Here is a 23,946-nt window from a genome sequence, read left to right as displayed (position 1 = left end):
TAACATACTCACCCGACAACTATTACCGTCCCGGTATTCCGTATGTTTTTGCCGCTATCGAATCAGGTTCGGCCGGCACGGCCCGCGTCGACGTCGATCGCGTCCACGGGACAGACGTCGACACAGAGCATACAGTCGATACACTGGGCCTCGTGGGTCGGGTCGGCCTTGATCTCGCTCTCGGGGTGATCGGGCGAGTCGACCCACTCGAAGACGTCGACGGGACAGTCCTCTAGGCACGCGCCGTCGGCGATGCAGATGTCGAAATCGACCGCGACGTGCGTACCGTGGATCCCCAACTCCTCGGGTTCGTCGACCGGTCCCCAGACGTCGTGACCCTCGTGTTCGTCCACCGTCTCGCGGTTCTGTTCGAATTCAGGGTCGATAGCCATACCAGTCGAAACTCACGACAGCCGACTATTTAACTCTTCGACCGAACGGGATCGGTCACGGCGGGGCGAGCAGCGTCGAGATCCGTGCGTTCTCCTTCAGGTGGATCCCGCCGGACGGGACCGACAGCGGGACGCGCTCGACCTCGCGGACGAACAGCGTCGGGTGGAACGCGCCACGATCACGCAGTTCGGCGCGCGTCTGGAGAACGAGTGGTTCGTCGGCATCCACCCGTTCGTTGAATGCGACGAGATACTGGCCCGCTTCGAGTCGCCACCAGCCGTAGTCGTCCTCGGCGTTTCGTTTCTCGGTCCCGCGGGGTGTCGTGCTCGCAGCGTCGAGTTCTCCGCCGCCGAAATCCACGCGTCCCGGCGTCTCGATCTCGTGGACGGCCGCGAGCGTCAGATCGAGTCCGTCGCCGTCGACCTGTGTCTCCTCGTGGACGATCCCCTCGACGTACTCCGTGAGTTCCGCGCCCGTCATGGCGGCGATAGCACGTCCGGGGACGAAAACGTACGGGTCAGAAACGAAGACCGATGGCCCCAGAGGAAGGAGAGTCGACGGCTCAGGGATGGGCGTAGTACGCGACGGTTTCGCCCTCGTGCTGGGAATCGATGCGTGCGAAACCGATGCGCTCGAACTGGACCATCTCGTCGGGCTCTCGATCGGCGATACCGGACTCGGCACGGCCCTCGACGTCACCGTCCATCGTTCGCAACAGGACCGTGCGGTTGTCGTCGGCTGGCACCCAGTGCACCACGGGAACGTCCTCCTCGCGAACGACGTCGATGTCGGTGCCGACGAACTCGAAGGCGTCGCGCGTATGGCGCACACAGCCATATCCCTTGAGCCAGACGCGCTCGCCGTTGGCTGGCATGTCGTCGGGTTCGGTCAACACTGCTCCCTCGACGGGGATCTCACGAACGCCGCGCTCCTCGTGGTTGGGATGGACCGGTGGTTCACCCGTTTCCGGGCCACCGACGACGGTCTTTTCCACACCGTCGCGAACGAGGAAGGCACGGTCGGTTTCCTCGTCGATGCGCTCGCGGTTGGCGGCGTAGACCGCGCTCATCGCCAGATCGACGTTGCTCGTCGACGTGCCGAGCGAGACCATCGCCTCGGTGATGGCGTCACCGCGGATCCCGCGCCGGCGGAGGCTCGCGACCGTGGGCGCGCGCGGGTCGTCCCAGCCGTCGAGTTCGCCCGCCTCGACGAGCCCCTTGATCGTCGAGGTGCTCATCTTCACGTCGTAGGCGTCGAGCTGGACGTGGCCCCAGTGGACGACCTCGGGATACTCCCAGTCGAAGTAGTCGTAGAGGAAGCGCTGGCGCTTGGCGGAGTCCTGGAGGTCGATGCCGCGGATGATGTGCGTGATCTCGAACAGATGGTCGTCGACACCCGACTGGAAGTCGAGCAGGGGCCAGCAGCGGTACTCGCTGGCCACCTCGCGGGGGTGTGGCGTGTCGACCATCCGGAAGGCGACCCAGTCCCTGAGTGCGGGATTCTTGTGCTCGATGTCGGTGCGCACCCGGAGGACCATCTCGCCGGCGTCGTACTCGCCGGCGACCATCGCGTCGAACTCCTCGCGCGTCGTCTCGGGCGCTTTCTCCCGATGCGGGCAGGCTTCGCCCGAGTTCTTCAGTTCGGAGAACTCCGCGGCGGGACAGGAGCAGGTGTACGCACCGCCGAGATCGATGAGTTCGCGCGCGTGTCCGTAGTAGGTCTCCATCCGGTCGGAGGCCCGGGCCACTTCGTCGGGCTCGAAGCCCAGGTAGTCGATGGCGTCGAGGATGGCGTCGTAGGCCGCGGGGTCGGGGCGTTTGGTCTCGGGATCGGTGTCGTCGAATCGGCAGAGCATCCAGCCGTCGTACCGGTCCTTGTAGGTGCCGATGACGGCGGGCATGCGTGCGCTACCGAGATGCCACGGCCCGTTCGGGTTGGGTGCCAGCCGCATTCGGATCGCACCGTCCTCGGCGTTCGGCAGATCGGGCAGCGGATGGTCGTCGCCCTCGTCATCGGCTTCGAGATCGGCGAGCAGGTCGGGCGCGAGCGCTTCGAGGCGCTTCTGTCGACCCTCCTCGTCGAGTTCGTTTACCTGTGAGACGACGGGGGCGACGACCCCCGGCACCTCGTCGCCGTGCTCCTGGAAGTCGGGATTTTCGCCCATCAGCGGGCCGATGACCGCGCCGACGTCGGCCTCCTCGCCGTGTTTGACCGCGTTGAGCAGAGCGTGGCGCTCGGCCTCGTGTTCGATGCGTTCGCGGAGGTCCTCGTTCATTACCGGTGGCTCAGTCGCCGGCGATGAAAACCCGTCGGGTTTCGGTGGCCCGCAACGGTTGCGGTGGCGGTCCTCGGCGTCTGCGGTCGCGGAGCGACCGCAGGCTCAGGAGAGCTTTGCTCTCCTGGTGGATGAAGGGCGAGTAGCGAGGGACCGAAGGTCCCTCGTACCGTGCGAGCGGGCCTCCGGCCCGCGAGCAGACGACCGAACGAAGTGAGGGAGTGAGGGCTTCTGCGGTGCTGTGTGGCTGCGGTGGCGTTGGGTCAGCGGTCGCGGTGCTGTGCGGAGTGGAAAGCGTCCGCGCGAACGGAGTGAGCGGGGTTCACCGCGAGCGCCTGCGGCGCTCGCGGGGGTTTTTAGTCCAGGTTTTTGCTCGGGGGTTGAGCGCGCGAGTGAAACGAGCGCGCGACACCCCCCGATTAAAAAAGTGGGTGCTTAGGCGACGTTGTAGCCCTTGTCGCGGAGGAAGTCCTCGATGCGGCCGGTGTGATTGCCCTGGAGTTCGATGGCGTCGTCCTCGATGGTGCCGCCACAGGCGAACTTGGATTTCAGGTCCGAGGACAGACTCGACATGTCGACGTCCTGCGGATCGAACCCTTCGACGATCGTTACCTCCTTTCCATATCTACGCTCGTCGATGCGGATGGTGATCTGCTGGGACTCTCTGGCGACGTCTTCGCAGACGCAGAGTTCCTCGGGCAGGCCGCACGTCGAGCAGACTTCCGACATTACACCGAGATATATGAGACGGCCATATTAAATACTGTCGGGACCTCGCTCGCGCGAGCGCCGAAACCGACCGAGTACGGGGGTGCGCTCGCCGCGGAGTTCGTCGATCAGCGCCCGTGCCTCGGTCGCGTCGGCGTCACTCACCGCCTCGCCGTAGTGAGCACGCTCGAAGATCGCGCCGACCCGGCGAGCGCGGTCGTCGGCATCGATCGCGGCGAGATACTCCCGTGGCGTTTCGCCATCGCGACGTGGGCGGTGTTCGTCGGCGAGCAGATATTCGAGGCGCTCGAAGGCCGCCTCGATCGTTTCGGTCGGCGATCCGCTCGGCCAGTAGCGCAGCCAGAGCGCGCGGTAGAGCCGCTCGGCCAGCCCGGTGCGGTGTGCGCCCGCCGCGAGCCCGACGAGCGCGACGAGCGCGAACGCCATCTGCTCGCGTGACGGTGAGGGGAGTTCCGGCAGCGGCGACGAGTTCGTGGCCGACGTCGTGCCACCTGCCGCTCCCCCACCGGCCGGCGTCGCTGAGCCGTTGGCTGCATCCGGCGCGTCCTGTTCGGCGGCGCGTTGGAGTCCGGCCGGGTTGGCCGAATCGGTGGAAGCCGTGTCCTCGGCATCGGCGCTTCCGCCAGTGGGTGTCGACTCGGGCGTCGGCGTCCATTCCCCGTCCTCCGATCGGTTGGTGTCGACGTTCGATTCGTTGCCCGCACGCGCGTTTTCAAGGTTGCTCTCCTCGACGGCCGAGCGCGACTCGGCCGGCGTCGGATCGAAGCGCACCCAGCCGGTCTCGGGGAAGTAGACCTCGACCCAGGCGTGGCTGTCGAGCCCGCGGACGACCCACTCGTCGCGCGCGACGCGCTGGCCCGGCGTGTAGCCCGTCACGAACCGTGCCGGGATGTCCTGTGTCCGCAGCATCGTCGCCATCGTCGTCGCGTAGTAGGTGCAGTAGCCGGCGTTCATCTCGAAGAGATACGAGTCGGCGATGGAGCCGTCCGGTCGATCCACGTCGAGCGAGTAGTTCTTCGATCCTTCGAGCCAGCGCTCGATGGTACGAGCGGTGTCGTAGGGGGTGTCGGCGTTGCTCGTGAGGCGATCGGTCCGGTTGGCGACGCGCTCGGGCGTACTCTCTGGTAGCTGTGTGTATCGGCTCCGAATCCCGTCGGGGTAGTCCTCGCCAGCCGAGCGCAGCTCGTCGGCCGTCCAGTTCGGCCGCTGGCTCGTGACCGTGTAGCTCGTCCCGTTCGTCAGCGTTCCGTCGGGCTGGAGGCCGGCGAGCGACGTCACGCGCGCGTTGTCAGCTGGGTCGCCCGAAACGGTGCTCGGTTTCCACGCCGCCGGCATGATCGAGAGCGACGTCTCGGTCGTGTAGTTCTGCGTGAGGCGCGTCGCGTCGCCCGGCGGGCCGGCGAGCGAGCCGTTGTAGGGGCGGTCGTCGCCGGTTCTGACCCATCCCTGACCCGTATAGCGGTCGTAGCTCGCCACGCGCCAGTACTCTTGACTGCTGCTCTCGACAGTGAACCGGACCTTCGGCGAGAGCGATATCGACCCCTGGACGCTCACCTCGTCGCCACCCGTGAGCAGGCCGGCCTCGACCGTCTCCGGACCGTCACTACCGGCGGACACGATCGGATCGGCAGCACCACCGGGAACGACGCTCACGAGCGGTGCGAGCACGATCATCGCCGCGAGCACGGCCACGAGCGTCTCGACCTGTCCGACGCTCCCTCGATGGCGTTCGAGCTCGCCGAAACCGACGACACCGGCCGCACCGACGACGCCGACGAGGGCGACGATCGGTCCCGCATCGCCGGTGAGGACGAAGAAGCCGAGCGCCGCGCTGCCGCTGACCGCGCTGGCGACGTAGTGCCGCCGCAACGCAAGATACCACGTCAGAAACGTCGGCGCGGGTGCGAAACCGATCGCCCAGACGCCCGCCTCCGCGATCCGGAGGATCGAGAGTCCCGTCAGCAGTGCGACCACGTCCGCGCGCACCGCGTCGAACGATCGGAGGAGCAGCTCACCGTTCGGCACCGCCTGTACGTAGCTCCAGAGTCCGATAGCGAACAGTCCGGCGGCGAGGATGGGCGCAAGCGCCGCCGGCAGAAAGCGCGCCAGCACCGTCGCCGCGAGGAGGCTACCGGCGACGAACAGCACCAGCCGGTCGGTGCCGCCGGCGACGTCGGTGACGTGCGAGAGAACGGCGAGGAAGGTACCCATCAGCAGCGCCGTCGCGCCGAGGGCAAGCGCGCGCCGCGCTCCGTCACCGACCCACGAACGCTCGGTCGCGACGCTCACGACTCCGCCCTCCCGGTAGCCGCGGCGTTCGCTGCTGTACCGATCGACTCGAAGGGGAACTCGCGGCCATCGACCGTGAGCCGCGTGCCGCGATCGTCGGTGAGGACGCGGAGATCGGCCTCGTGTTCGACACGGCCCGTGCCCGCCCGCGCGAGCGCACTCAACACCCGCTCATGCTGTTGCTCGCCGCCGGTCCGTTCGACCTCGCCACCCGGATGGTGGAGCGCGACGGCGAAGCCGGCGTCGAGCAGCGAGACGGCGACGCTCGCGGCCGCGCTCGCCATCTCGTCGGCGTGGCCGGCGGTCGCCTCGGCGGCGACCGTGAGTGCAGTCAGCTCGCGCGTCCCGTCGAACTCCATCACGACGAGATCGTCGCGTTTCGCGCTCGATTTCCAGTGGACGTCGCGGAGGCTGTCGCCACGGACGTACTCGCGGAGCCCGTCGAACCGTTCGCGCTCGGCGGCGTGCTCGACGAGCCCGCCGACGACGCCCATATCACCGATGTCGTGGAGCGCGGGATAAACGAGTACGGGCGTACGCCGTGGATATTCGAAGGTGCGTGAGAGCAGGCCGAACGCGTCGGTGACGGTGAGCGTGAGCGGCCCGAGTCGGTGTTCGCCGCGCTCTCGAAGCTCGATCTCGTACTCGATCGTCGTCGGCACGCTCAGGGTCGCCCCGTCGAAGTTCGATGCCAATCCGTCACCGACCTGCTCGGAGAGCCGTGCGACGAGCGGGTCGTCGGTCTCGATGGCGAGTTCGATACGGCGCGTCTCACCCGGAAACCCAGCGGCTGGCGGGCGACGCCGGATGGTCGGGCGGTCGGCAAGCAGGAGCTGGACGGCGGCTGCGACGAGCGCGACGAGCGCGGGCACGACCAGGGCGTTCAGCGAGCGAGCCCCGAACGTGACGGCGAGCCAGACGGCCAGCACGACCAGCGCGATCAGTCCGATCGCCCGGCGCGTCGGTCTCATTCGACTCGAACCGACGACAGCGCCGCCCGGATCACGTCACGGCCCGTCTCGTCGCTCTCGCCGACCGGGCGGACCCGATGGGCGAGGGTGACGACCGCTTCGTGCTGGATATCGTCGGGAACGACGTACTCGCGCCCGTCGAGGGCGGCCCGTGCCTGGGCGGCGCGCAGCAGCGACAGCGATCCGCGCGGGCTCACGCCGAGCTGGGCGCGCTCGCGGGTGTGGTTGGCGAGTCGGGTGACATACTCGCGAACGGGCTCGGCGACGGTGATCGCCGCGACCCGCTCGCGGGCGGCCCGGAGCTGATCGAGGCTGGCAACCGGTTCGAGGGTCTCGATGGGGTGGGTGCCGACGACGGTTTCGAGCATCGCCGATTCGTCGTCCGGGGTCGGATAGCCGAGTTCGAGCCGTTTCATGAACCGATCGACCTCGGCCAGCGGGAGTTCGTACGTCCGATTGCGCTCGACGGCGTTCTGTGTCGCGATCACGGTGAAGGGATCGGCGAGCGCGTGCGTCGCGCCGTCGACGGTGACCTGCTGTTCTTCCATCGCTTCGAGCAGCGCGCTCTGGGTCTTCGGCGGCGCGCGATTGATCTCGTCGCCGAGCACGACGTTGGCGAAGATGGGGCCGCTCCGGAACTCGAACTCCCGTGTCTTCTGGTTGAAGACGTTCACGCCCGTCACGTCGGAGGGAAGCAGGTCGGGCGTGAACTGCACGCGGTTGAACGAGCTCTCAAACGAGCGCGCGATGGCGCGCGCGAGCATCGTCTTGCCCACGCCGGGCACGTCTTCGAGCAGAACGTGGCCGCGCGCGAGCATCGCCGTCACGATATGCTCGATGGCGTCGTGGCTGCCGACGATCACCTCTTCGGTGTTCTCGATGACGGCGGTGGCGAGTTCGCCGGTCTCGGCGATCGAGAGACGGGGCTGGCGGTCGGTCGCGGCGGCCGCGGGCCGCCCGCCATCGGTATCGGCGTCCGCATCCGTCATGGCTGCGGCGGCGTTGGGGCGCTCGGACGGGGGATGAAACACTCGTACCGACGCATTTGCACGTTTGTGGGGCCGAGCGCTTGTAACGTTGCTGCTTCACTGTGACTAACAATCGCACGATCGCTCACCGATCGACACCAGCGACGTGATTCCAGAAAGAAGTTATAGCCGCTTTCCATACCGCCGGCCGATGGCCCTCTCCGAGGAGGCACAGGAGCGTCTCGCCGACGTGGTGGCTCTCCAGCCGACGAAGAACGGCGAACTCGAGGAGCGCTGGGGGATGGACAGCGGCAGCGAGGTCCACCAGTATCTCGAAAGCGAGCTCAAAGCGTACTACTACCGCGACGAAGACAGTCTGATCCGTGCGACCGCCGACGCCGCCGATCTCGTGGGAGCTGACACCGAAAGCGACGGGCCGCGAACGGTGACAGTGCCCGCACTCCAGGCACAGGTGTTCGCCGTCGTCGCCGACGAGAACGACCGCGCCGAGAGCGTCGTCTCGGTCCTGCACAGCCTCCGCGACGCTCACGACATCGACCCCGCGCCCGAGGACGTGCGCTCGGCGCTGCGCGGGCTGGCCCGCCGCGGCGTCGTCGACGTCGTCCAGAAGACCGTGCCGACCTTCCGGCTGGCCGTCGAGCGCGAGGACGTGGTCGTCGAAGCGCTCGACGAGTAGCTACTCCTCGGCCGGTCGTTGACGCTCGCGCCGATCAGCCAGCAAGCGTCGGATCGCCTTCCCTGGACCGCCCTCGATCGGCCAGTCGCGTGATCGCCACGCAGGCGGTTCGGGCTCGAATTCCGGACAGGAACCTGCACACTCGGCGGCGCTCTGGTGCTTTTCCTTCGCCGCACACCACGGCAGGGCAGTACGACCCGACTCACGCAACTCGAAGTGCCGACAGTCGGGGCGCATCGTGTCGACGTACGACCGCCAGCCGCGCTCGTAGGCCCGCTCGGCGATGGCGAGTCGTTTCTCGGCCTTCCAGTCCGGATCGGCGAAATCGACGGTCGCCGTACCCTCGTCGCCGCTGGCCCGGTCGGTGATCCGCGTGCCCGCCTCGCTGGCGGCGAGCGTCCGAGGATGCCACGCGACGCTTGTGGTGTCTTCGTCGTCCGTGTCGACGACCAGGACGCCCGCCTCGACGGGGAAATCCTCCAGAAGGACGGGTTCGATCGAGTGCCCGGTGCTGGCGGTGGCGACCCAGACCTCGTCGCAGAGCGCGAGCGCCACGTCGCGTTCGATCTGCCCGGCGAGGGCGCGCGCAGCGCTCGCGTCGAGATCGGGTTTGTTCTCGATGGCGACGATCCGCTCGACCCAGTTCGGATAGCGCCATTTCCGCCGGAGTTCGATGCGATTGTTCTGCCGGCGAGTTTCGACGATCCCGCGGCCAGCGGCTCGATGGACCGCCTCGCGCACGTATCGCCAAGGGAAATCGGGCTCGGGCAGGGCGTCCCGATACCACGTCCACGATTCGGGGGCGTTTCTGACGACACGGAGCAGGTCGCTATCGAGCGCACGAGTGCCGAAGTGAGCGCGCCGAGCGAGTGCCTCCCTGTCGGCTTCGATTATCACCGTGTCCCAGCGCCGGTGTTTGGTGCCGAGCTGGCGAGCGACGATCGCCGCCGTGTCGGGATCGAGCTCACCGTCGGGCGGCCAGTTGCGCTCGGCCCAGCCACAGACCCCGAGTTCGAAGACGAACTCGCTGTCGGGGCTCACATCCCGTCGGCCACCGGTTCCTCAGTAGTCCGCATCGTCGATGTAGTCGTGGGCCTCCCGGAAGATGTCGCGCGGACCATCTTGGGTGATCGTGTTGAGCGCCTGCTCGTAATCGCGCCACTGGTGATCACGATGTTCGTGGGAGAGCTCGGCGCTGGCCTCGGCGGATTCGGCGATGAACAGATGCACCGTCTTGTGGATGGTTTCGCCGCCGGCCTGGAACACGTAGTTGTACTCGCGGCGGAACCCGTCGATGAGCCTGAAATCGCTAATCCCCGATTCCTCCGTTACCTCTCGAATCGCCGTCTGCTGGAGTTCTTCCTCGCCCTCGACGCCGCCTTTGGGGAACTCCCAGTCCCCGGGGCGGCTCTTGAGCAAGAGATACTCGCGGCGGCCTCTCGTGTCGCGAAAGAGGATAGCCCCCGCGCTCGTCGCTTCGACTGCCATTGGAGTGACTATTCGGGCAGCGTTTAATTGGTTGTTGTTTCACCGGGCGACGCAGCCAACCGGGGCCGTTTTGAGCGGTCGGGAACTCACTACCGAGTATGCCTTTCGTCACGAAGCTCGCCCTCACGAGCGGCGACCGGGGCGCGCTCGATCGCACGGTCACGGAGATCAAGGAGAGTGCCGCCCGCAAGGGCGTCGAGTTCGGCGGCCCGCACGCGGGTCAGCCCCGCCAGCAGCGCGCCCCACAGTCGAAACGACTCTCGACGACCGGCGGGCGGTTCGCCGACTGGACCTACACGATCTACTCGCGCACGATCGAGATCGTCGGCCACGACGAGTTCGCCCGCAGCGTCGCCGATAGCGGGTTCCCCGCCGGCGTCCACGTCGAGATCGACGTCGAACGGGTCCGCTGAGCCGTCCGGATTTAAGAATCGGGGCCCCGCAGTCGGGATATGCAGGACACCCGCCACGCCGACCTCGTCGAACTGCGCCGCGACCTCCACCGCTACCCCGAACCCGCCTGGCGGGAGTTCTACACCACGAGCCGTATCGTCGAGGAATGCGAACGCATCGGCGTCGACGAACTCCACGTCGGCCTGGACGCCCTCGCCGACGGCGAGCGCACGGCCGTGCCCGACGACGCCGAACTCCAGCAATGGTTCGATCGCGCCCGCGAGGCCGGCGCACGCGAGGACGTGCTCGACCGACAGGAGGGTGGCTACACCGGCGCAGTGGCGGTACTCGAACGCGGTGAAGGTCCCACGGTCGCGCTCCGAGTGGACATCGACGGCTTGCCGCGCGAGGAGTCGAAGAACGAGGAACACACACCGGTCAGGGAGGGGTTTCGCTCCGAAACGGGCGCGATGCACGCCTGTGGGCACGACGCGCACACGACGATCGGCATCGGGGTGCTCGAAGCGATTGCCGAAAGCGACTTCCAGGGAACCCTGAAGCTACTGTTCCAGCCCGGCGAGGAGATGGTCGCCGGCGGGAAGCCGATGGCCGACAGCGGCCATCTCGACGACGTGGACTACCTCCTGGCCGTGCACGTCGGGCTCGACCACCCGACGGGCGAGGTCGTCGCGGGCATCGACGACTTCCTCGCGGTCCACCACTTCCGCGCGGACTTCTCCGGTGCACCCGCCCACGCCGGCAACGAGCCGAACGCGGGCGACAACGCGGTCCAGGCGATGGCGACCGCCGTTCAAAACCTCTACGCGATCCCGCGCCACGGCGACGGTCCCACGAGAGTGAACGCCGGAATGGTCGGTGGCGGCAGCGCGACGAACATCGTTCCCGAGGAGGCGTTCATCGAGGGCGAGGTACGAGGCCAGAGTACGGAACTGATGGAGTACACCCGCGAGCACGCCGAGCGGATCCTCGACAACGCCGCCGCGATGCACGGCTGTTCGCTCTCGCTCTCGACCGTTGGCGGCGCGCCGAGCGCCGAAAGCGACGCCGGGCTCGTCGATATCGTCCACGAGATCACGACGGAAATGGGAAGTGTCGAGACGGCGACCGAACGCGACGCGCTCGGCGGCAGCGAGGACGCGACCTATCTCATGCGAGAAGTCCAGGAGAACGACGGGCTGGCGACCTACGTCTGCGTCGGCACCGATCATCCAGGAGGGCATCACACTGCGACCTTCGACGTCGACGAGGAATCGATCGCCATCGGCGTCGATACACTCACCGATTCGATTCAAAAGATCGCCGAACGACGACCGTAGCGCCGCGATTCTGACGATGACCGGTGTGAGCGCCAGGTCAGTTCGACTGCGGTCGGGGCTGTACCTGCGGGCGCTCGCTGGACGGTATCGACCGCTCGGACTCGTCCAGGAGCCGGCGCTTGGAGTTGTAGACGACGATGAGGCTGCTGACGGCCATCATGAGGGCGGCGAGCAGCGGCGTGATGACGCCCGCGATCGCGAGCGGAATCGCCACCGCGTTGTACGCGCCCGCCCAGAGCAGGTTCTGCTTGATGCGCCCGCGCGTCGCCGTCGCCAGCGAGAACAGTTCGGGCACGGCTTCGAGGCGGTCGTCCATCACGACGGCATCGGCCGCCTCGATGGCGATCTCGGTGCCGCTCGCGACGGCGATGCCGAGATCCGCGCTCGCGAGCGCCGGCGCGTCGTTCGTCCCGTCGCCGACCATCGTCGTCGTCCCGCGTTCGCGCAGGCCACGGACGATCGCACCTTTCGACTCGGGACGCACGCCCGAGAACACCTGGTCGACGTCGGGATGACTCGCGAAGGTTCCGGTCATCCGCTCGTCGTCACCGGTCAGCACGACGATCTCGCGGTCGTCGGCCGCGAGGTCCGAGACGACGTCGGCCCAGCCCTCGCGAGGAGTGTCGCGCACGGTCACGAGCCCGCGCACTGCGCCATCCCACGCGACTGCGGTCGGATGGGTTCCCGAATCGTAGGCTTCGGTGACGGCTTCCTCGATCCCTTCCGGCATCGCCCACTCGTCGCCGAACGAATCGGGATGGCCGACGACCACGCGAGTGTCGTCGACGAGTGCCGAGACCGTGCGATCGGCGCGCTCGAAGGCGGAGACCGAGCGGGTGGTCGGCGGTGCGGCCGCATCGATGGCGGCGGCGATCGGGTGGCTCGACCGGCGCTCGACGGCGGCGGCCATCGCGAGCACCTCGTCCTCGTTTCCGCCAACGACGTCGGCGAGTTCCATTTCTCCTGTGGTGAGCGTCCCCGTCTTGTCGAAGACGACGATATCCGAGTCGTCGACGCGTTCGAGCACGGTCTCGTTGAGCACGAGCACGCGATCGTCGGCGGCGTCGCGGGTGGCCGCCGCGAGCGCGAGCGGCGTGGCGATGCCGAGCGAGCAGGGACACGAGATCACAAGTACCGAAACGCCCGCCAGCATGGCCGTGCTCACGTCGTTGCCGAGCGCGAGCCAGCCGACGGCCGTGAGCGCGGCGATCGAGACCACGAGCGGGACGAACACGACCGCGAACCGGTTGACGAGGCGCTGAACGCCCGAATCCGAGCTCTTGACGCTCCAGAGCAGTTCGACGAGCCGATCGATCGTGCTCGTGGCGTCCGGGCCGACTTCGACGATGATCGCGCTGTCGGTGAGCACCGATCCGCCCAGCACGTCGTCGCCGTCGGATTTGCGCTGCGGGACCGACTCGCCGGTGACGAGCGCCTCGTCGATGGCCGCGGTGCCCTCGACGATGGTTCCGTCGACCGGGATGCGCTCGCCTGGCTTGACGAGCAAGTGATCCCCCGGTTCGCAGGCGTCGATATCGATCGTCTCGGTGGTATCACCGACCATCCGGCGCGCCTCGCTCGCCCGCGAGTCGGTGAGTTCGGTCCGGTTGCCGAGCGCAGCGCGCTTGACGCGCGACTCGATGTGGTTACCGATCGTGACGACGACGAGCACCATCACCGCGACGTCGAAGTACGGGTCACGCCCGCCGGCGAGCAAGGTCACCAGCGAGTAACCGTAGGCCGCGAACACGGCGATAGCGATGAGCACGTCCATGTTCGGCCGGCCGACGCGCAGGCTCACGTAAGCTCCGCGGAAGATCGGATAGCCGAGGCCGATCAGGATGAGCGTGCTCCAGACCGCGAGCGGGCCGAACACCATCGTCTCGATGGTTCCGCCGTAGAGGAAGCTCTCGGGATAGATGCCGAGATAGACGGGATAGATGAACAGGATGTAGGGGATCAGCACGGGCATCATCACCACTGCGGCGAGAATCGCTCGATATTTCCCGAACTCGACGCGCGAGCGCAGCGAGTCGTCCTCCTCGTCGGGCCCGCTCGCACGATAGCCGAGGCGACTCACCGCCTCCGCGAGTGCGTCGCGGTCGGTTTCGGCGGGATTGTAGACGATCCGGAGCATCTCGGTCGCGTAGCTCGCTCGCGCCTCGTGGACGCCCGACTCCTCCTCGGCGAGCAGTTCGATGAACCCCTCGCAGGTCTGACAGTGCATCCCGTCGACGGAGAGATAGGCCGTCTCCGCGCTATCGGGAACCGAGAGTTCGGGGTCCTCGTCGGCCGCGCGCTCGCGGATGGCCGTGATCGAGAGCTCGGTCTCCTCGTCCTCGTCGACGAGGCGGGCGACTTCGAGACAGCCACGACAGCAGAACTCGCCGTCGACGTCCGGATCGGTGATCGGTTCTTCGACGGGGAGTTCGCAGAGCGTACACGCCGCCATTCAGGCGCTCCCACCCGGTCCGAGCGGCTGGTAGTAGGGGATCTCCGGCAGCGGGAGGGTGATGCCGAAACGCATGAAACCCATCGCCAGCAGTACGTAACCGAGCCCGATAAACAGTACGCCGAGGCCGTAGTGGACGACCTGTCGCTGGCGTGCGCTCACCGACTGGATGACCGTGCCGTAGAGAAAGACACTGGGTATCGTGCCGAGACCGAGCGCGCCGAGCGAGAGGAGTCCGTGAAGGGGCGATCCCTGTGCGAACGCGTAGAGGAAGGCGGGATAGAGCAACATGCACGGGAGCAGGCCGTGGAGCGCGCCCAGACCCATGATCCCGACGCCGTTGACCCAACGGTCGATGCGCGTCGAGATGGCCGTGTAGCTCCGGGCGAACAGCGAACCGATCCCCGTGCCGGCGACGATCCCCTCGACCGTGCCCTGTTGATAGCCCGCCAACCGAGTGACGCCCATCACGACGATCGCACCACCCATCACGATGCCGATCGCGCCCTGAATCGGGCCGAGCACGCCCGCGAGTTCCACCGTGCCGTAGAGGAGTGCGCCGGCGAGGCCGAACAAGCCGCCGATGAGCGCGTAGCTAATCGTGCGCCCGAGATTGAACAGCGCGTGCTGGCGCACCTCGTAGAGGGTGAGCGCGCCCGACCAGCGGTCGTCGGTCTCCATGCGCTCTGCGTAGGTCGCGACCAGCGGTCCGCACATCCCGATACAGTGGGCACCCCCAAAGAGCCCGATGAGGAAGAACACCACCAGCCCGTAGCCACCGGTCGCGACTCCCGAGAGCTGACCGGAAATCCCCGTCCCGACGGCCGCGAGCGGGCTGGCAACCATTGCCGTCGCTACGGTACGGTCGACGTAATGGGTTCTGGTTCGATGCTCGAACCGCGACCGCGAACGCGAGTTTCGGCGGCCCGGGCCGCCCGGCGGTGGCCGCGGTGCGGTCCTGGCGGATGAAGGGCGAGGCGCGCGAGCGACCGTAGGGAGCGAGTAGCGAACGGAGTGAGCGCGCGCCGAGGGCTTCGGCGGTGCTGGGCGGTTTGTGGAGAACAAAGTGTCCGCACGAGCGTAGCGAGTGCGGTTCACCGCTCGCGCGGTTTGCGAGCGGGAGTTTTTGGTGGAGATTTTTACGAGGGGTTGAGCGCGCCGAAGGCGCGCGAACCCCGACGTAAAAAGGTCCTATTGGAAGGTACGACCGACCTCGCGCTCCTCGGTGGCGGGTTCGCCGCTGTCGAAGCGGTCCTCGATCTCGTCGTAGCGCTCCTTGGTTTCGGCGGTGACGCTCGGGGTGACCTCGTCGAGCGCCTGGTCGAAGTGCTCGTCCTCGATGCGGACGTTGCCGACGCTGCCGTCGAGATCCTCGGGATCGACGCTTTGGATGAATTCGCGGGTTGCGGCCATCGCGGCCTCGCGGGTGACGGCTTCGATGTCCGCGCCGACGTAGCCCTCCGTCCGCCGGGCGAGATCGGCGAGAGCCACGTCGTCGGCGAGTGGTTTGTCGCGCGTGTGGACCTCGAAGATCGCCTCGCGGGCGTCCTCGTCGGGCACCGGGACGTGGACGTGTCTGTCGAGCCGCCCCGGGCGCAGGAGTGCGCTGTCGATGAGGTCGGGTCTGTTGGAGGTGGCGATCACCACGACGTCCTCCAGCTCTTCGAGCCCGTCGAGCTCCGTGAGGAGCTGGGAGACGACGCGTTCGCCCACACCGGAGTCGCCCATGTTGCGGCCGCGCTCGCCGGCGATCGCGTCGATCTCGTCGAAGAAGATCACCGTGGGAGCGTTCTCGCGTGCCTTGGAGAACACTTCACGGACGCCCTTCTCCGATTCGCCGACGAACTTGTTGAGGAGTTCTGGCCCCTTGATCGAGATGAAGTTCGACTGGGCCTCGTTGGCGATGGCCTTCGCCAGGAGCGTCTTCCCCGTACCGGGCGGGCCGTACATCATCACGCCCTTGGCGGCGTTCATGTCCATCGCCTCGAACACCTCGGGGTAGTCGAGCGGCCACTGGACGGTTTCGCGGAGGCGCTCTTTGGTGCTCTCCAGGCCGCCGACGCTCTCCCAGGTGACGTCCGGAACCTCGACGAAGACCTCGCGGAGCGCGCTCGGCTCGATGCCCTTGAGCGCGCTCTTGATGTCGTCACGAGTGACCTGCATCGATTCGAGCACTTCGGCCTCGATCTCCTCCTCGTCGAGATCGAGTTCGGGGCGGATCCGGCGCAGCGCGTTCATCGCCGACTCTTTGGCGAGGCTTTCGATGTCCGACCCCACGAACCCGTGGGTGTTCTCGGCGTAGGTGTCGAGATCGATACCGTCGGCAAGCGGCATCCCGCGCGTGTGGACCTGCAGGATCTCCTTGCGGCCTTCCTTGTCGGGGACGCCGATCTCGATCTCGCGGTCGAAGCGGCCACCCCGGCGCAGCGCGGGGTCGATCGCGTCGACGCGGTTGGTGGCGGCGATCACCGTCACCTGGCCGCGCTCTTCGAGCCCGTCCATCAGGCTGAGGAGTTGGGCGACGACACGGCGCTCGACGTCGCCGGAGGTCTCGTCGCGCTTGGGCGCGATCGAGTCGATCTCGTCGATGAAGACGATCGCCGGCTCGTTTTCTTCCGCTTCGTCGAACATCTCGCGGAGCTGTTCCTCGCTCTCGCCGTAGTATTTCGACATGATCTCGGGACCCGAGATCGTCTCGAAGTGGGCGTCGATCTCGTTGGCGACCGCCTTGGCGATCAGCGTCTTGCCGGTGCCGGGCGGGCCGTGCAGGAGGACTCCCTTCGGGGGTTCGATGCCCAGCTGCTGGAATAGCTCGGGGTGGCGCATCGGCAGCTCGATCATCTCGCGGACCTGTTCGAGCTCGCGGTCGAGTCCGCCGATGTCCTCGTAGGTCACCGATGGGGTGGTGGCGCTGTCGCCGCCATCGCCAGCGTCGGAGACGATCTCCTCGGCGGGTTTCTCACTGATCTCGATGTCGGTGTTCTCGGCGACGATCACCGTGCCGTCGGGGTTCGTTTCGGCGATCCTGAGGGGGATGCGCTGGCCCGAACCGCCCGAAAACGGCCCGAAGCCGAGCGAGAACGGGATCGTCTGGCCCTGCGTGATGGCCTGTCCCGAGAGCTTGTCCTGGACGTAGGGGCCGATGTTCCCCCGGATACGGAGGTTCTGGGGCAGCGCCACCGTGACCGACTGAGCGGGCTTGACTTCGGCTTTCTCGACGCTCACGCGATCGTCGATGCCGACCTGGGCCTCGCTGCGGAGCTGGCCGTCGATGCGGATCACGCCCTGTCCCTGATCGTCAGGGTAGCCGGGCCAGACACGTGCGATGGCGCGGCCCTCGCCGCCCTCGATCAGGATGTAGTCGCCGTTTTCGAGGTCGAGCTCGTCCATCGCCGCGCGGTCGACCGCCGCCAGTCCGCGCCCGGCGTCCTTCTGTTTGAGCGGTTTGATCGTGAGGTTCATTGCGTCACCTCGACGGTAAGCACGCCGTTGTTGATGGTCGCTTCGGCCGTTCCCGACTCCGGGATCTCGAAGTCGGCCTGTTCGTCGCCGCTGACGATCATCACCGTGTCGTCGACGATATCGACCGTCGCCTCGTCGGCGTCGGAGCCGATGTCGGCCGCGTAGACGACCGACGCGTCGTACTCGTACCGGCTCAACGCGTCGCCGTCTCGGTCATCGAACTGCTGGAGTGTTGGTGTCATCCTAACTCTGAGTTAGGGCTACTACTATATAAACGTTTCTCGAAATCGACACCCCCGTGTCGGGAAGAGAGAGTGAACGATGGGGTTGCGGTTCAGGGTCGGTTGGGGTTCGGAACGAAAGAGGATATCGGTAGCTGGGGCGCTGAACTGTGGATCGATCAGTGGAGAAGCGGTTTCGGTCGTTCGCCTACTGCGGAGCCGCGATACCGTCTCGCAGCCGGTCGCTACGAGATGAACTCGTTGTTGCGCCAGTCGACGCCCTTGCTCGCGGCCGGCCCCTCGGTGGGGTCCTCGACGACTTCGAGGGAGGCCGGTCGTTCCTCGCCGTCGACGATGCGGGTGGCGGTGAGATCGCCCTCGCAGGCGGTGATCGCCGTCAGAGTGCCCTTCTCGGCGATCCGGGCGATGTCACGGAGCACCTCGAACATGGCGTACTGGACGGCGGTGTTCTGGAGAACGGTCTCCCGATCTCCCTTGAAACAGGCGTATTCGACGAGTTCGGAGGGCGGCATCTCGTCCTCTTCGCCGGGACCGCCACCCCAGCGCGGGCCGCCGGCGGGCGGTTTCTGTTCCTCTGGTGGTTCCTCGTAGACCCGGTTTTCGGACACGCTGGCTTTCAGCTGGGCCGTCGGCGTGTATTTACTCAGCGAGTCGTCCTCGGCGACGGCGCTGACGATGAGCGTGTTGTTCCGACGGGTGAGATCGATCGATTCGAGCTCCTCGGGGAGGGGTGGATCGTCGAGGAACTCGTGCAGGTCTTCGAGGGGCAGTTCGAGCGTCGAGTGGAGTTTGAATACACAGTCCTTCATGATATCACCGGCAGTCGGGCGTGCTGCCGACGCTGCCCGTTCGTCGATATATCGGTGGTCCGGACGTATATTCCCTGTCTTTCGTCCATCGCCATCACTCGCCGGCCAGCGCCGGTTCGAGATCGCCCTGCTCGTCGAGTTCGGCCAACACGTCGCTGCCGCCGATGAACTCGCCGTCGACGTAGGTCTGGGGCGTCGTCGTCCAGCCGCTGTGGGCTTCGAGCGCCGTCCGATACTCGTCGATCGATTCGAGCACGTCAACCGTCTCGAACTCGTCGCGATACTGGGAGATCAGCCCGAGCGCGCGATCGGAGTAGCCACACTGGGGCATCAGCTCGTTGCCCTTCATGAACAACACCACCTCGTTCTCGTCGATCGCCGCATCGACGCGCTCGGTGACGGTCTCCTGCTCCAGTCCGCTGTCAGGTTGGAACGGCATACCCCCTCGTAGGGGACGTTCGGTCAAATGCATTGTGCCGCCGATGTTCCCCGTTCTGCTACCCTCCATGTCCGTCCCCAGACCCTTCCCTCGACGACCGACAGGAGGCAATGGCACTGCGGACTACTCGGCGGCCTCGGTCGCCGGCTCGGTGCGCTCGCGCAACGCCTTCTTGTCCGTCTTGCCGATATCCGTCAGCGGAACGTGCTCGACGAACTCGACCTGGTCGGGCACGGCATGCTTTGCGACACGATCTTCCAGATAGTCGACGATCCCTCCTTCCGTGAGATCGCCGTCGTAGTCGGGATCGGGCTCGACGTAGACTTTCACGCGCTCACTGCCCGGTCGCTCGGGATCGGGAACCCCGACCGTTGCCGGGCGCTTGACGCCCGGATGGCCGAACAGCTCCTCGTCGATCTCCTCGGAGTAGACCTTCAGCCCGGAGACGTTGATCATGTCCTTCACGCGATCGACCACGTAGAACCGGCCGCTTTCGTCGATCCTGGCCACGTCGCCGGTGCTCACGAACCCCTCGTCGTCGAAGGGCTGTTTGTCGGCATCGAGATAGCCCTGCATGCGCTGCGGACCGTTGAGATACAGCTCGCCCTCGCGCTCGTCATCGATGGCCTCGTCGAGCGGGATCGGTTCGCCGGAGTCGATGTCGACGAGCTTCACCTCTGTGTCGGGCACCGGCACGCCGATGGTCGGCTGGTCGAACCCGCCATCGTCGGAGCTGCCGCCGGTCATCATGTCGAGCAACCCACGCGTGTTGAAATGCGTGATCGGCGACATTTCTGAGAGTCCGTAGCCCTGTGAAACGCCCGTGCTCTGCTCGGCGAAGGCGTCCTTCGTCTCGCTCGCCAGCGGTGCCGATCCCGAGATGCCGATGATATCCTGTCCCAGTTCCTCGTCGACGATCTCCATGAACTGGGTGGGCACGCCCATCATGATCACCGGATCGTGTGTCTCGATGAGATCGCGCATCGTCCCCGTATCGCGCGCGTCGGGGACCGTGAGCACGTCGAGTCCGAGTTCGATCAGCGAGTGCAGTACCGAATACCCGTAGGCGTGATAGAGCGGCAGCGCCATCAGCGCCGTCTCGCCGCCGCGCATCAGCTGTGCCATCCGACTCATGTTCGCCGTCGCCTGGAGGGCGTTCGCGGTGACGTTGCGATGGGTGAGCAGACAGCCCTTCGGCCGGCCGGTGGTGCCGCCGGTGAACAGCAGTGTATGGACGTCCTCCTCGGGATCGAAGTCGATAGCGGGCGGCGCGTCGTCAGCGTTTTCGATCACGTCGGGTAGCCATTCGGCACCAGCGACGTCGTCATGATCGGTCGGCGGATCGTCGGAATAGTCTTCGATATCGGTAAGCATCAGATGGTCGATGTCGAGGTCGTCGCGGAGCGAACACAGCAGCTCGCGGTGGTCGTCCTGGCCGATGAGCACTTCCGGATTGCCCTGTTCGAGACGATAGCGCAGGTCGTCGTCGGCGTCGAGAACGTCGTTCGGGATGTGGACGCCGCCGGCCCGCGAGATCGCGTAGTCGGCGAGCACGAACTGGATCGAGGTCGGCAGGATGGTCGCCACGCGATCGCCCGTCCCGACGCCGCGGTCCGTGAGCGCGCTCGCCAGCCTGTCGACCTGTTCGGCGAGCTCAGGGTATGTGACTTTCTCGCCGAGCTGGACCAGCCCCTGCTCGGGATGGGCGTCGGCGCTCTCGTAGAGAAAAGCGTGAGCCGGCTCGTCGGGATACGGTTCGAGGGTCTCGGGGATGCCGAACTGTTCGTACTCGTCGAACCACGGCGCGGCGTCGGGCATGGTTCGTGGTAGCCCGCAGCGTGTCTAAACTCGTCTGCGGCTATGCCCGGTGGTTCAAGTTGCCGTCCCGTTCGTCGTTGTCGTCTCGGCCGTCGTGGTTTCGGCCGTCGTCCCGTCGGTTGTCGTTTCAGATGTGGACGTGGGCGTCCCCGTAGTCTCAGTCGTCGACGGCGTCACCGTCGTGAGGGCGGTCGTGTTCGATCTCGCCTCTGTAGGCGTATCCGTCACGTTTGGTTCGGTAGTCATCGATACCGAGGTCGTGGTGGAATTTGTAGTCACACTGGACTCCATCATAGTCTCCGTTCCGTTTGCCGTCGTATTTGTTTCGTTTGGAGTCGTTGTCGTGTTCGCAGTGGTGTTCCATGTCCCAGAAGAGAAGGAAACTTCGCCAGCTGCCGAATCTCCAAGTTGGGCATAGGTAACGGCACCGCCGCCGGCACCTGCGATGGCGATAGCGCACACCGCGACAACCGTAATGAGTCGAGTTCGTTCCATCATCAATCCTCCGAGTTTGCGTCTGCCGGCCCATCGGTCTCGGTCGGTGTGCTTCGCGCCGCGGCCGCGAGATCGTAGAGCTCCCCGAGTATCAGTAGCCCGAGTGGTATCCCGACCAGCGCGAGAAATCCCATCTGGGTGCCTGCGAACTTGATCACGTACCCGATGAATGGAATCGAGAACGCGAATGTCCCGATGACATTCCTGTCGGATACTTGTTGCGGGTCTCGGTTCTCGTTTGCATCACCCTTCGTAACGAACTCTCGACCCTCGTCCATCTGGATGATTTCAACGACACGGTGAGTTGTTGGAGTTGGCTCGTCTTCGGTGGCAAATGTGATGATGTCACCGCGCTCGATAGATTCCGGTGACTGTTCGGCCACGAGGATGGCATCGCCCGTCGAAATCGTCGGTTCCATGCTCCCCGAGAGGACGACGTAGCTGTGGTCTGCGCCGACAGCATTCGGTACGGCGTAAAGGGCAAACGGGACGACTAGTGCGATCAACACGATCAGTACGACAAACCGCAGGATCGTCCCGCGATCAGGCGTGTTCATGATCGTGGTTCCCGTCTCCCAGATTGCTGTCCTGTGGATCGCGATCGCCGAGTTCGTTCAAGCTTCGTCGTTTGTATCGGTGTCATCATCACAATCAATATCGCTGTTTCAGTCACCGGTGCACGGATTGTTCGTCCCGTCGTGGTGACGGGCCTGCATCGCGTGGAATCGGAGATTGAATCCGAACTCCTTGTTCTGAACCGTGGCGTCGGTATCGTCAGGAAGTTTCCAGTCGATGCAGAGACACGGTCCGATAGTCTCGCCCGACGAACTCGGCTCGTACGCAGTCTGTTTGCCTGCATCGCGATCCCGGCCCTTGTAATCGAGCGGAACACCATCGTTGAGTGCCGAGAACACACTACTGAGGCTCCGATTCTGCTCACCGATGGGATTCCCCTTCGTCCCGTCCTGATCGCAGTAGCGAACCGTGGCCTCTATCGCATCCGCGAGATCGCTACTGGTAGTCAACTCGCCACAAGTCCAGAGGTACGCCGAGTTTTTGGCGAGCTCGAAGCAGAACTTCAGTTGCCCGGAGTCACCGGCCATGAGGTTGCTATAACCGGGTAACTCGGTCGATTCCTGACCGTCGATAGTGCCCGAATCCGTTTGTTCTTCAGTACCCACGTATGTCCTGTCGTAATGAACACGCAAGTCGAGCGATCCGCTCGTGAACGTCGCTTTCGTGCTCGCGGTGTCGCTGAAGACTGCGTACGTGCCGGCACCCCCGAGCGCGCCGATCCCGCCAGCGGTGGCGATCGCCGTCAGTACGCGTCGTCGTGTGGTTTCATCGGTCATCTGTGATCTGTTGTTTCGAAAAATCGCGCGCCGGGAGCGTTTCGACTGCCAGTGGGGCTGGCAGCGCGCTGTGCGGTCGCCAGTCTGTCATTGCCGTCAGGTCAGGGGTTCGGTGTGTTGTTCCCGGGAGCGAAGGTGTTCGGCATGTACGGTCCCTCAGAGTGACGGTATTGCTTGAACACGGTCCCGAGACTGATTGTCACGCTGTCGTTCTGTACCTCATTTCCGACTGTGTACGGAAGATGCCAGTCGTAACCGAATCTGAGGTTGTCCCCCCCCCCCCGTATAGCGGCACCGCATCCTGTGGATCGTGGTCCGTGTCATCTTTCGCGAGATCACCCGACAGGAGGATGCAGCCATCGTCGACTTCGGTATCTGCTGGAGGCGACTGATTCGGGTTGTTCCAGTTTATCGTTTCAGCTGCGCTCTGGCGTGCTGCTTGCTTGAGCGTTAGTGGCCGAAGCTGATCGAAGTCATTTGCTCCTTCGCGGCTGTTCCAGAACGCCTCCGACGTCCCGTTGGAATACTTGCCCATCGACCCATTCCAGTCGGAGTCAGGGCCGTCGATATCGAAGAACGAGTTTGTATTGCTCGGCGAGTAGAACGGGATGGTCTGAATCTTATTATCTAGCTTACCATCCTCGTTAGTAATGTCGAGGCAGGATGCAACCCATGCGGGGTTGCCTTGGAGTGAGATGTCGAGCGTGACCGAGCCGTAGTCGCCTGGCTTGATATCGGACAGTGTGACCTCGACGCCCTCGCCCTCGCCAGACACTTCCACGTTCGTGAGACTGTTACTGATGTCGTTGTCGTTGTAGCTCCCGGTGAAGGTAGTCGAACCGTCGAGTTCGCCAGCCTCCAACGTCGCATCCAGCGTCTGTGATTCGTCACTAAACGCGGCCCACGAGCCCGCTCCGAGCGCGCCCGCCGCACCGATCGTTGCCATGCCGCCGAGCACCCGTCGCCGGGTTAGCGGTGATTTGTCGTTGTCGTCTGCCATTGTCTTGGATCTCCGTGTTCCGTTCCCCATCAGCGGGGACCATCGTCCGCCGTCGCCGCACGCCCCGCGAACATCGACATCGATGCAGCGTGGCGCGCTACCTGAGGCCATGAGCCATACCTCCATTGTATCACGCTGCCTGAACAAATCGCAGGCACCGCTTGAAGCGGCGCAAACGCGGCCTGAACGGTGGTAAAGGGAGCCTGAAGAGCAGTACAGACGGCCTGAATCAGGGGTACCGACAGCCAAACGGGCATCAATACTCACGAGGAGCGTTGCCGGAACAGATCGGCGAGATCTAGTTGGCTAGAGTCCAAATCTAAGTGATACCGTGTTT

23 protein-coding genes are annotated in these 23,946 nt (G+C 65.5%); 4 read left to right on the top strand and 19 right to left on the bottom strand.

The features are described from left to right. Positions 1–62: 62 nt before the first annotated feature. From NO363_RS03320 to NO363_RS03290, 7 genes are all read right to left on the bottom strand, one after another. Positions 63–392, bottom strand: a complete 330-nt coding sequence (locus tag NO363_RS03320; RefSeq protein ID WP_004054966.1) for a 4Fe-4S dicluster domain-containing protein — start codon at positions 390–392, stop codon at positions 63–65. Between the two features lie 55 nt (positions 393–447). Beyond that, a complete protein-coding gene (locus tag NO363_RS03315) occupies positions 448–873 on the bottom strand; it encodes a dCTP deaminase (RefSeq protein ID WP_256686887.1) in 426 nt (141 codons plus the stop codon). Positions 874–955: 82 nt separating this feature from the next. After that, complete coding sequence (locus tag NO363_RS03310; RefSeq protein ID WP_256686886.1) at positions 956–2,668, bottom strand: glutamate--tRNA ligase; 1,713 nt, start codon at positions 2,666–2,668, stop codon at positions 956–958. Between the two features lie 435 nt (positions 2,669–3,103). After that, positions 3,104–3,397 carry a stress response translation initiation inhibitor YciH gene (yciH, locus tag NO363_RS03305; protein WP_004054969.1) on the bottom strand — a complete coding sequence of 98 codons (294 nt, stop codon included), beginning with the start codon at positions 3,395–3,397 and terminating at the stop codon, positions 3,104–3,106. Positions 3,398–3,424: 27 nt separating this feature from the next. Further along, positions 3,425–5,686 carry a transglutaminase TgpA family protein gene (locus NO363_RS03300; protein ID WP_256686885.1) on the bottom strand — a complete coding sequence of 754 codons (2,262 nt, stop codon included), beginning with the start codon at positions 5,684–5,686 and terminating at the stop codon, positions 3,425–3,427. After that, positions 5,683–6,657 (bottom strand): DUF58 domain-containing protein, encoded by a 975-nt coding sequence (locus NO363_RS03295; RefSeq protein WP_256686883.1) that lies wholly within the window; start codon positions 6,655–6,657, stop codon positions 5,683–5,685. The genes NO363_RS03300 and NO363_RS03295 overlap by 4 nt, the downstream gene beginning before the upstream one ends. Further along, positions 6,654–7,646 (bottom strand): AAA family ATPase, encoded by a 993-nt coding sequence (locus NO363_RS03290; protein WP_256686881.1) that lies wholly within the window; start codon positions 7,644–7,646, stop codon positions 6,654–6,656. The genes NO363_RS03295 and NO363_RS03290 overlap by 4 nt, the downstream gene beginning before the upstream one ends. 190 nt (positions 7,647–7,836) lie before the next feature. On the opposite strand from NO363_RS03290, the gene NO363_RS03285 reads away from it, so the two are divergent. Then, the gene (locus NO363_RS03285; protein WP_256686880.1) at positions 7,837–8,322 is read left to right on the top strand and encodes a DUF5797 family protein; all 486 of its coding nucleotides are present in this window, start codon (positions 7,837–7,839) and stop codon (positions 8,320–8,322) included. Here the strand turns inward: NO363_RS03285 and NO363_RS03280 are convergent, their stop codons facing one another. Together NO363_RS03280 and NO363_RS03275 are read right to left on the bottom strand one after the other, a co-directional pair. After that, on the bottom strand, positions 8,323–9,363 hold the full coding sequence (locus tag NO363_RS03280) for a DUF5787 family protein (protein WP_256686879.1): 1,041 nt from the start codon (positions 9,361–9,363) through the stop codon (positions 8,323–8,325). A gap of 21 nt (positions 9,364–9,384) precedes the next feature. Continuing rightward, positions 9,385–9,810, bottom strand: coding sequence for a bis(5'-nucleosyl)-tetraphosphatase (locus tag NO363_RS03275; protein ID WP_256686878.1), 426 nt, complete (start codon positions 9,808–9,810; stop codon positions 9,385–9,387). 98 nt (positions 9,811–9,908) lie between these two features. Here NO363_RS03275 and NO363_RS03270 point away from each other — a divergent pair, with 98 nt between their 5' ends. Continuing rightward, entirely contained in the window at positions 9,909–10,223 is a 315-nt protein-coding gene (locus NO363_RS03270) for an uS10/mL48 family ribosomal protein (protein WP_256686877.1), read from the top strand. Between the two features lie 39 nt (positions 10,224–10,262). Further along, positions 10,263–11,540 carry an amidohydrolase gene (locus NO363_RS03265; protein WP_256686868.1) on the top strand — a complete coding sequence of 426 codons (1,278 nt, stop codon included), beginning with the start codon at positions 10,263–10,265 and terminating at the stop codon, positions 11,538–11,540. A gap of 37 nt (positions 11,541–11,577) precedes the next feature. On the opposite strand, the gene NO363_RS03260 is transcribed toward NO363_RS03265, so the two are convergent. The 7 genes from NO363_RS03260 to NO363_RS03230 all read right to left on the bottom strand — a co-directional run bounded on the left by NO363_RS03260 (position 11,578) and on the right by NO363_RS03230 (position 20,762). Beyond that, positions 11,578–13,992, bottom strand: a complete 2,415-nt coding sequence (locus NO363_RS03260; protein WP_256686866.1) for a heavy metal translocating P-type ATPase — start codon at positions 13,990–13,992, stop codon at positions 11,578–11,580. Further along, positions 13,993–14,838, bottom strand: a complete 846-nt coding sequence (locus NO363_RS03255; RefSeq protein ID WP_256686864.1) for a sulfite exporter TauE/SafE family protein — start codon at positions 14,836–14,838, stop codon at positions 13,993–13,995. Between the two features lie 345 nt (positions 14,839–15,183). Further along, positions 15,184–17,454 (bottom strand): CDC48 family AAA ATPase, encoded by a 2,271-nt coding sequence (locus NO363_RS03250; RefSeq protein ID WP_256686862.1) that lies wholly within the window; start codon positions 17,452–17,454, stop codon positions 15,184–15,186. Further along, entirely contained in the window at positions 17,451–17,696 is a 246-nt protein-coding gene (locus NO363_RS03245; RefSeq protein WP_256686860.1) for a DUF7127 family protein, read from the bottom strand. The genes NO363_RS03250 and NO363_RS03245 overlap by 4 nt, the downstream gene beginning before the upstream one ends. Positions 17,697–17,920: 224 nt before the next feature. After that, a complete protein-coding gene (locus tag NO363_RS03240) occupies positions 17,921–18,505 on the bottom strand; it encodes a DUF7110 family protein (RefSeq protein ID WP_007742437.1) in 585 nt (194 codons plus the stop codon). Between the two features lie 94 nt (positions 18,506–18,599). Then, positions 18,600–18,944: a glutaredoxin family protein gene (locus NO363_RS03235; RefSeq protein ID WP_007742436.1), complete on the bottom strand. Its 345-nt coding sequence runs from the start codon at positions 18,942–18,944 to the stop codon at positions 18,600–18,602. Positions 18,945–19,067: 123 nt separating this feature from the next. Beyond that, the gene (locus NO363_RS03230; RefSeq protein ID WP_256686857.1) at positions 19,068–20,762 is read right to left on the bottom strand and encodes an AMP-binding protein; all 1,695 of its coding nucleotides are present in this window, start codon (positions 20,760–20,762) and stop codon (positions 19,068–19,070) included. A 49-nt stretch (positions 20,763–20,811) separates the two neighbouring features. On the opposite strand from NO363_RS03230, the gene NO363_RS03225 reads away from it, so the two are divergent. Continuing rightward, positions 20,812–21,180 carry a hypothetical protein gene (locus NO363_RS03225; RefSeq protein ID WP_256686856.1) on the top strand — a complete coding sequence of 123 codons (369 nt, stop codon included), beginning with the start codon at positions 20,812–20,814 and terminating at the stop codon, positions 21,178–21,180. A 79-nt stretch (positions 21,181–21,259) separates the two neighbouring features. On the opposite strand, the gene NO363_RS03220 is transcribed toward NO363_RS03225, so the two are convergent. The 3 genes from NO363_RS03220 to NO363_RS03210 all read right to left on the bottom strand — a co-directional run bounded on the left by NO363_RS03220 (position 21,260) and on the right by NO363_RS03210 (position 23,609). Further along, positions 21,260–21,814, bottom strand: a complete 555-nt coding sequence (locus tag NO363_RS03220) for a signal peptidase I (RefSeq protein ID WP_256686854.1) — start codon at positions 21,812–21,814, stop codon at positions 21,260–21,262. A 108-nt stretch (positions 21,815–21,922) separates the two neighbouring features. Continuing rightward, a complete protein-coding gene (locus NO363_RS03215; protein WP_256686852.1) occupies positions 21,923–22,609 on the bottom strand; it encodes a TasA family protein in 687 nt (228 codons plus the stop codon). Positions 22,610–22,808: 199 nt separating this feature from the next. Beyond that, positions 22,809–23,609, bottom strand: coding sequence for a hypothetical protein (locus NO363_RS03210; RefSeq protein ID WP_256686851.1), 801 nt, complete (start codon positions 23,607–23,609; stop codon positions 22,809–22,811). Between the last annotated feature and the right edge of the window lie 337 nt (positions 23,610–23,946).

The sequence above is a fragment of the Halococcus qingdaonensis genome, from assembly GCF_024508235.1.
GTDB classification, from domain to species: domain Archaea; phylum Halobacteriota; class Halobacteria; order Halobacteriales; family Halococcaceae; genus Halococcus; species Halococcus qingdaonensis.
The sequence above is the reverse complement of the archived record's forward strand: the minus strand, read 5'-3'. Positions and strand labels throughout refer to the sequence as shown.

Excerpts from the sequence above, each read along its gene's own strand:
- NO363_RS03235 (WP_007742436.1), bottom strand. The coding sequence starts at position 18,944 with ATGCCGTTCCAACCTGACAGCGGACTGGAGCAGGAGACCGTCACCGAG.
- NO363_RS03285 (WP_256686880.1), top strand. The coding sequence starts at position 7,837 with ATGGCCCTCTCCGAGGAGGCACAGGAGCGTCTCGCCGACGTGGTGGCT.
- yciH (WP_004054969.1), bottom strand. The coding sequence starts at position 3,397 with ATGTCGGAAGTCTGCTCGACGTGCGGCCTGCCCGAGGAACTCTGCGTC.
- NO363_RS03210 (WP_256686851.1), bottom strand. The coding sequence starts at position 23,609 with ATGGCAGACGACAACGACAAATCACCGCTAACCCGGCGACGGGTGCTC.
- NO363_RS03275 (WP_256686878.1), bottom strand. The coding sequence starts at position 9,810 with ATGGCAGTCGAAGCGACGAGCGCGGGGGCTATCCTCTTTCGCGACACG.
- NO363_RS03270 (WP_256686877.1), top strand. The coding sequence starts at position 9,909 with ATGCCTTTCGTCACGAAGCTCGCCCTCACGAGCGGCGACCGGGGCGCG.
- NO363_RS03230 (WP_256686857.1), bottom strand. The coding sequence starts at position 20,762 with ATGCCCGACGCCGCGCCGTGGTTCGACGAGTACGAACAGTTCGGCATC.
- NO363_RS03255 (WP_256686864.1), bottom strand. The coding sequence starts at position 14,838 with ATGGTTGCCAGCCCGCTCGCGGCCGTCGGGACGGGGATTTCCGGTCAG.
- NO363_RS03320 (WP_004054966.1), bottom strand. The coding sequence starts at position 392 with ATGGCTATCGACCCTGAATTCGAACAGAACCGCGAGACGGTGGACGAA.
- NO363_RS03240 (WP_007742437.1), bottom strand. The coding sequence starts at position 18,505 with ATGAAGGACTGTGTATTCAAACTCCACTCGACGCTCGAACTGCCCCTC.
- NO363_RS03220 (WP_256686854.1), bottom strand. The coding sequence starts at position 21,814 with ATGAACACGCCTGATCGCGGGACGATCCTGCGGTTTGTCGTACTGATC.
- NO363_RS03315 (WP_256686887.1), bottom strand. The coding sequence starts at position 873 with ATGACGGGCGCGGAACTCACGGAGTACGTCGAGGGGATCGTCCACGAG.
- NO363_RS03245 (WP_256686860.1), bottom strand. The coding sequence starts at position 17,696 with ATGACACCAACACTCCAGCAGTTCGATGACCGAGACGGCGACGCGTTG.
- NO363_RS03215 (WP_256686852.1), bottom strand. The coding sequence starts at position 22,609 with ATGACCGATGAAACCACACGACGACGCGTACTGACGGCGATCGCCACC.
- NO363_RS03290 (WP_256686881.1), bottom strand. The coding sequence starts at position 7,646 with ATGACGGATGCGGACGCCGATACCGATGGCGGGCGGCCCGCGGCCGCC.
- NO363_RS03250 (WP_256686862.1), bottom strand. The coding sequence starts at position 17,454 with ATGAACCTCACGATCAAACCGCTCAAACAGAAGGACGCCGGGCGCGGA.
- NO363_RS03260 (WP_256686866.1), bottom strand. The coding sequence starts at position 13,992 with ATGGCGGCGTGTACGCTCTGCGAACTCCCCGTCGAAGAACCGATCACC.
- NO363_RS03310 (WP_256686886.1), bottom strand. The coding sequence starts at position 2,668 with ATGAACGAGGACCTCCGCGAACGCATCGAACACGAGGCCGAGCGCCAC.
- NO363_RS03295 (WP_256686883.1), bottom strand. The coding sequence starts at position 6,657 with ATGAGACCGACGCGCCGGGCGATCGGACTGATCGCGCTGGTCGTGCTG.
- NO363_RS03265 (WP_256686868.1), top strand. The coding sequence starts at position 10,263 with ATGCAGGACACCCGCCACGCCGACCTCGTCGAACTGCGCCGCGACCTC.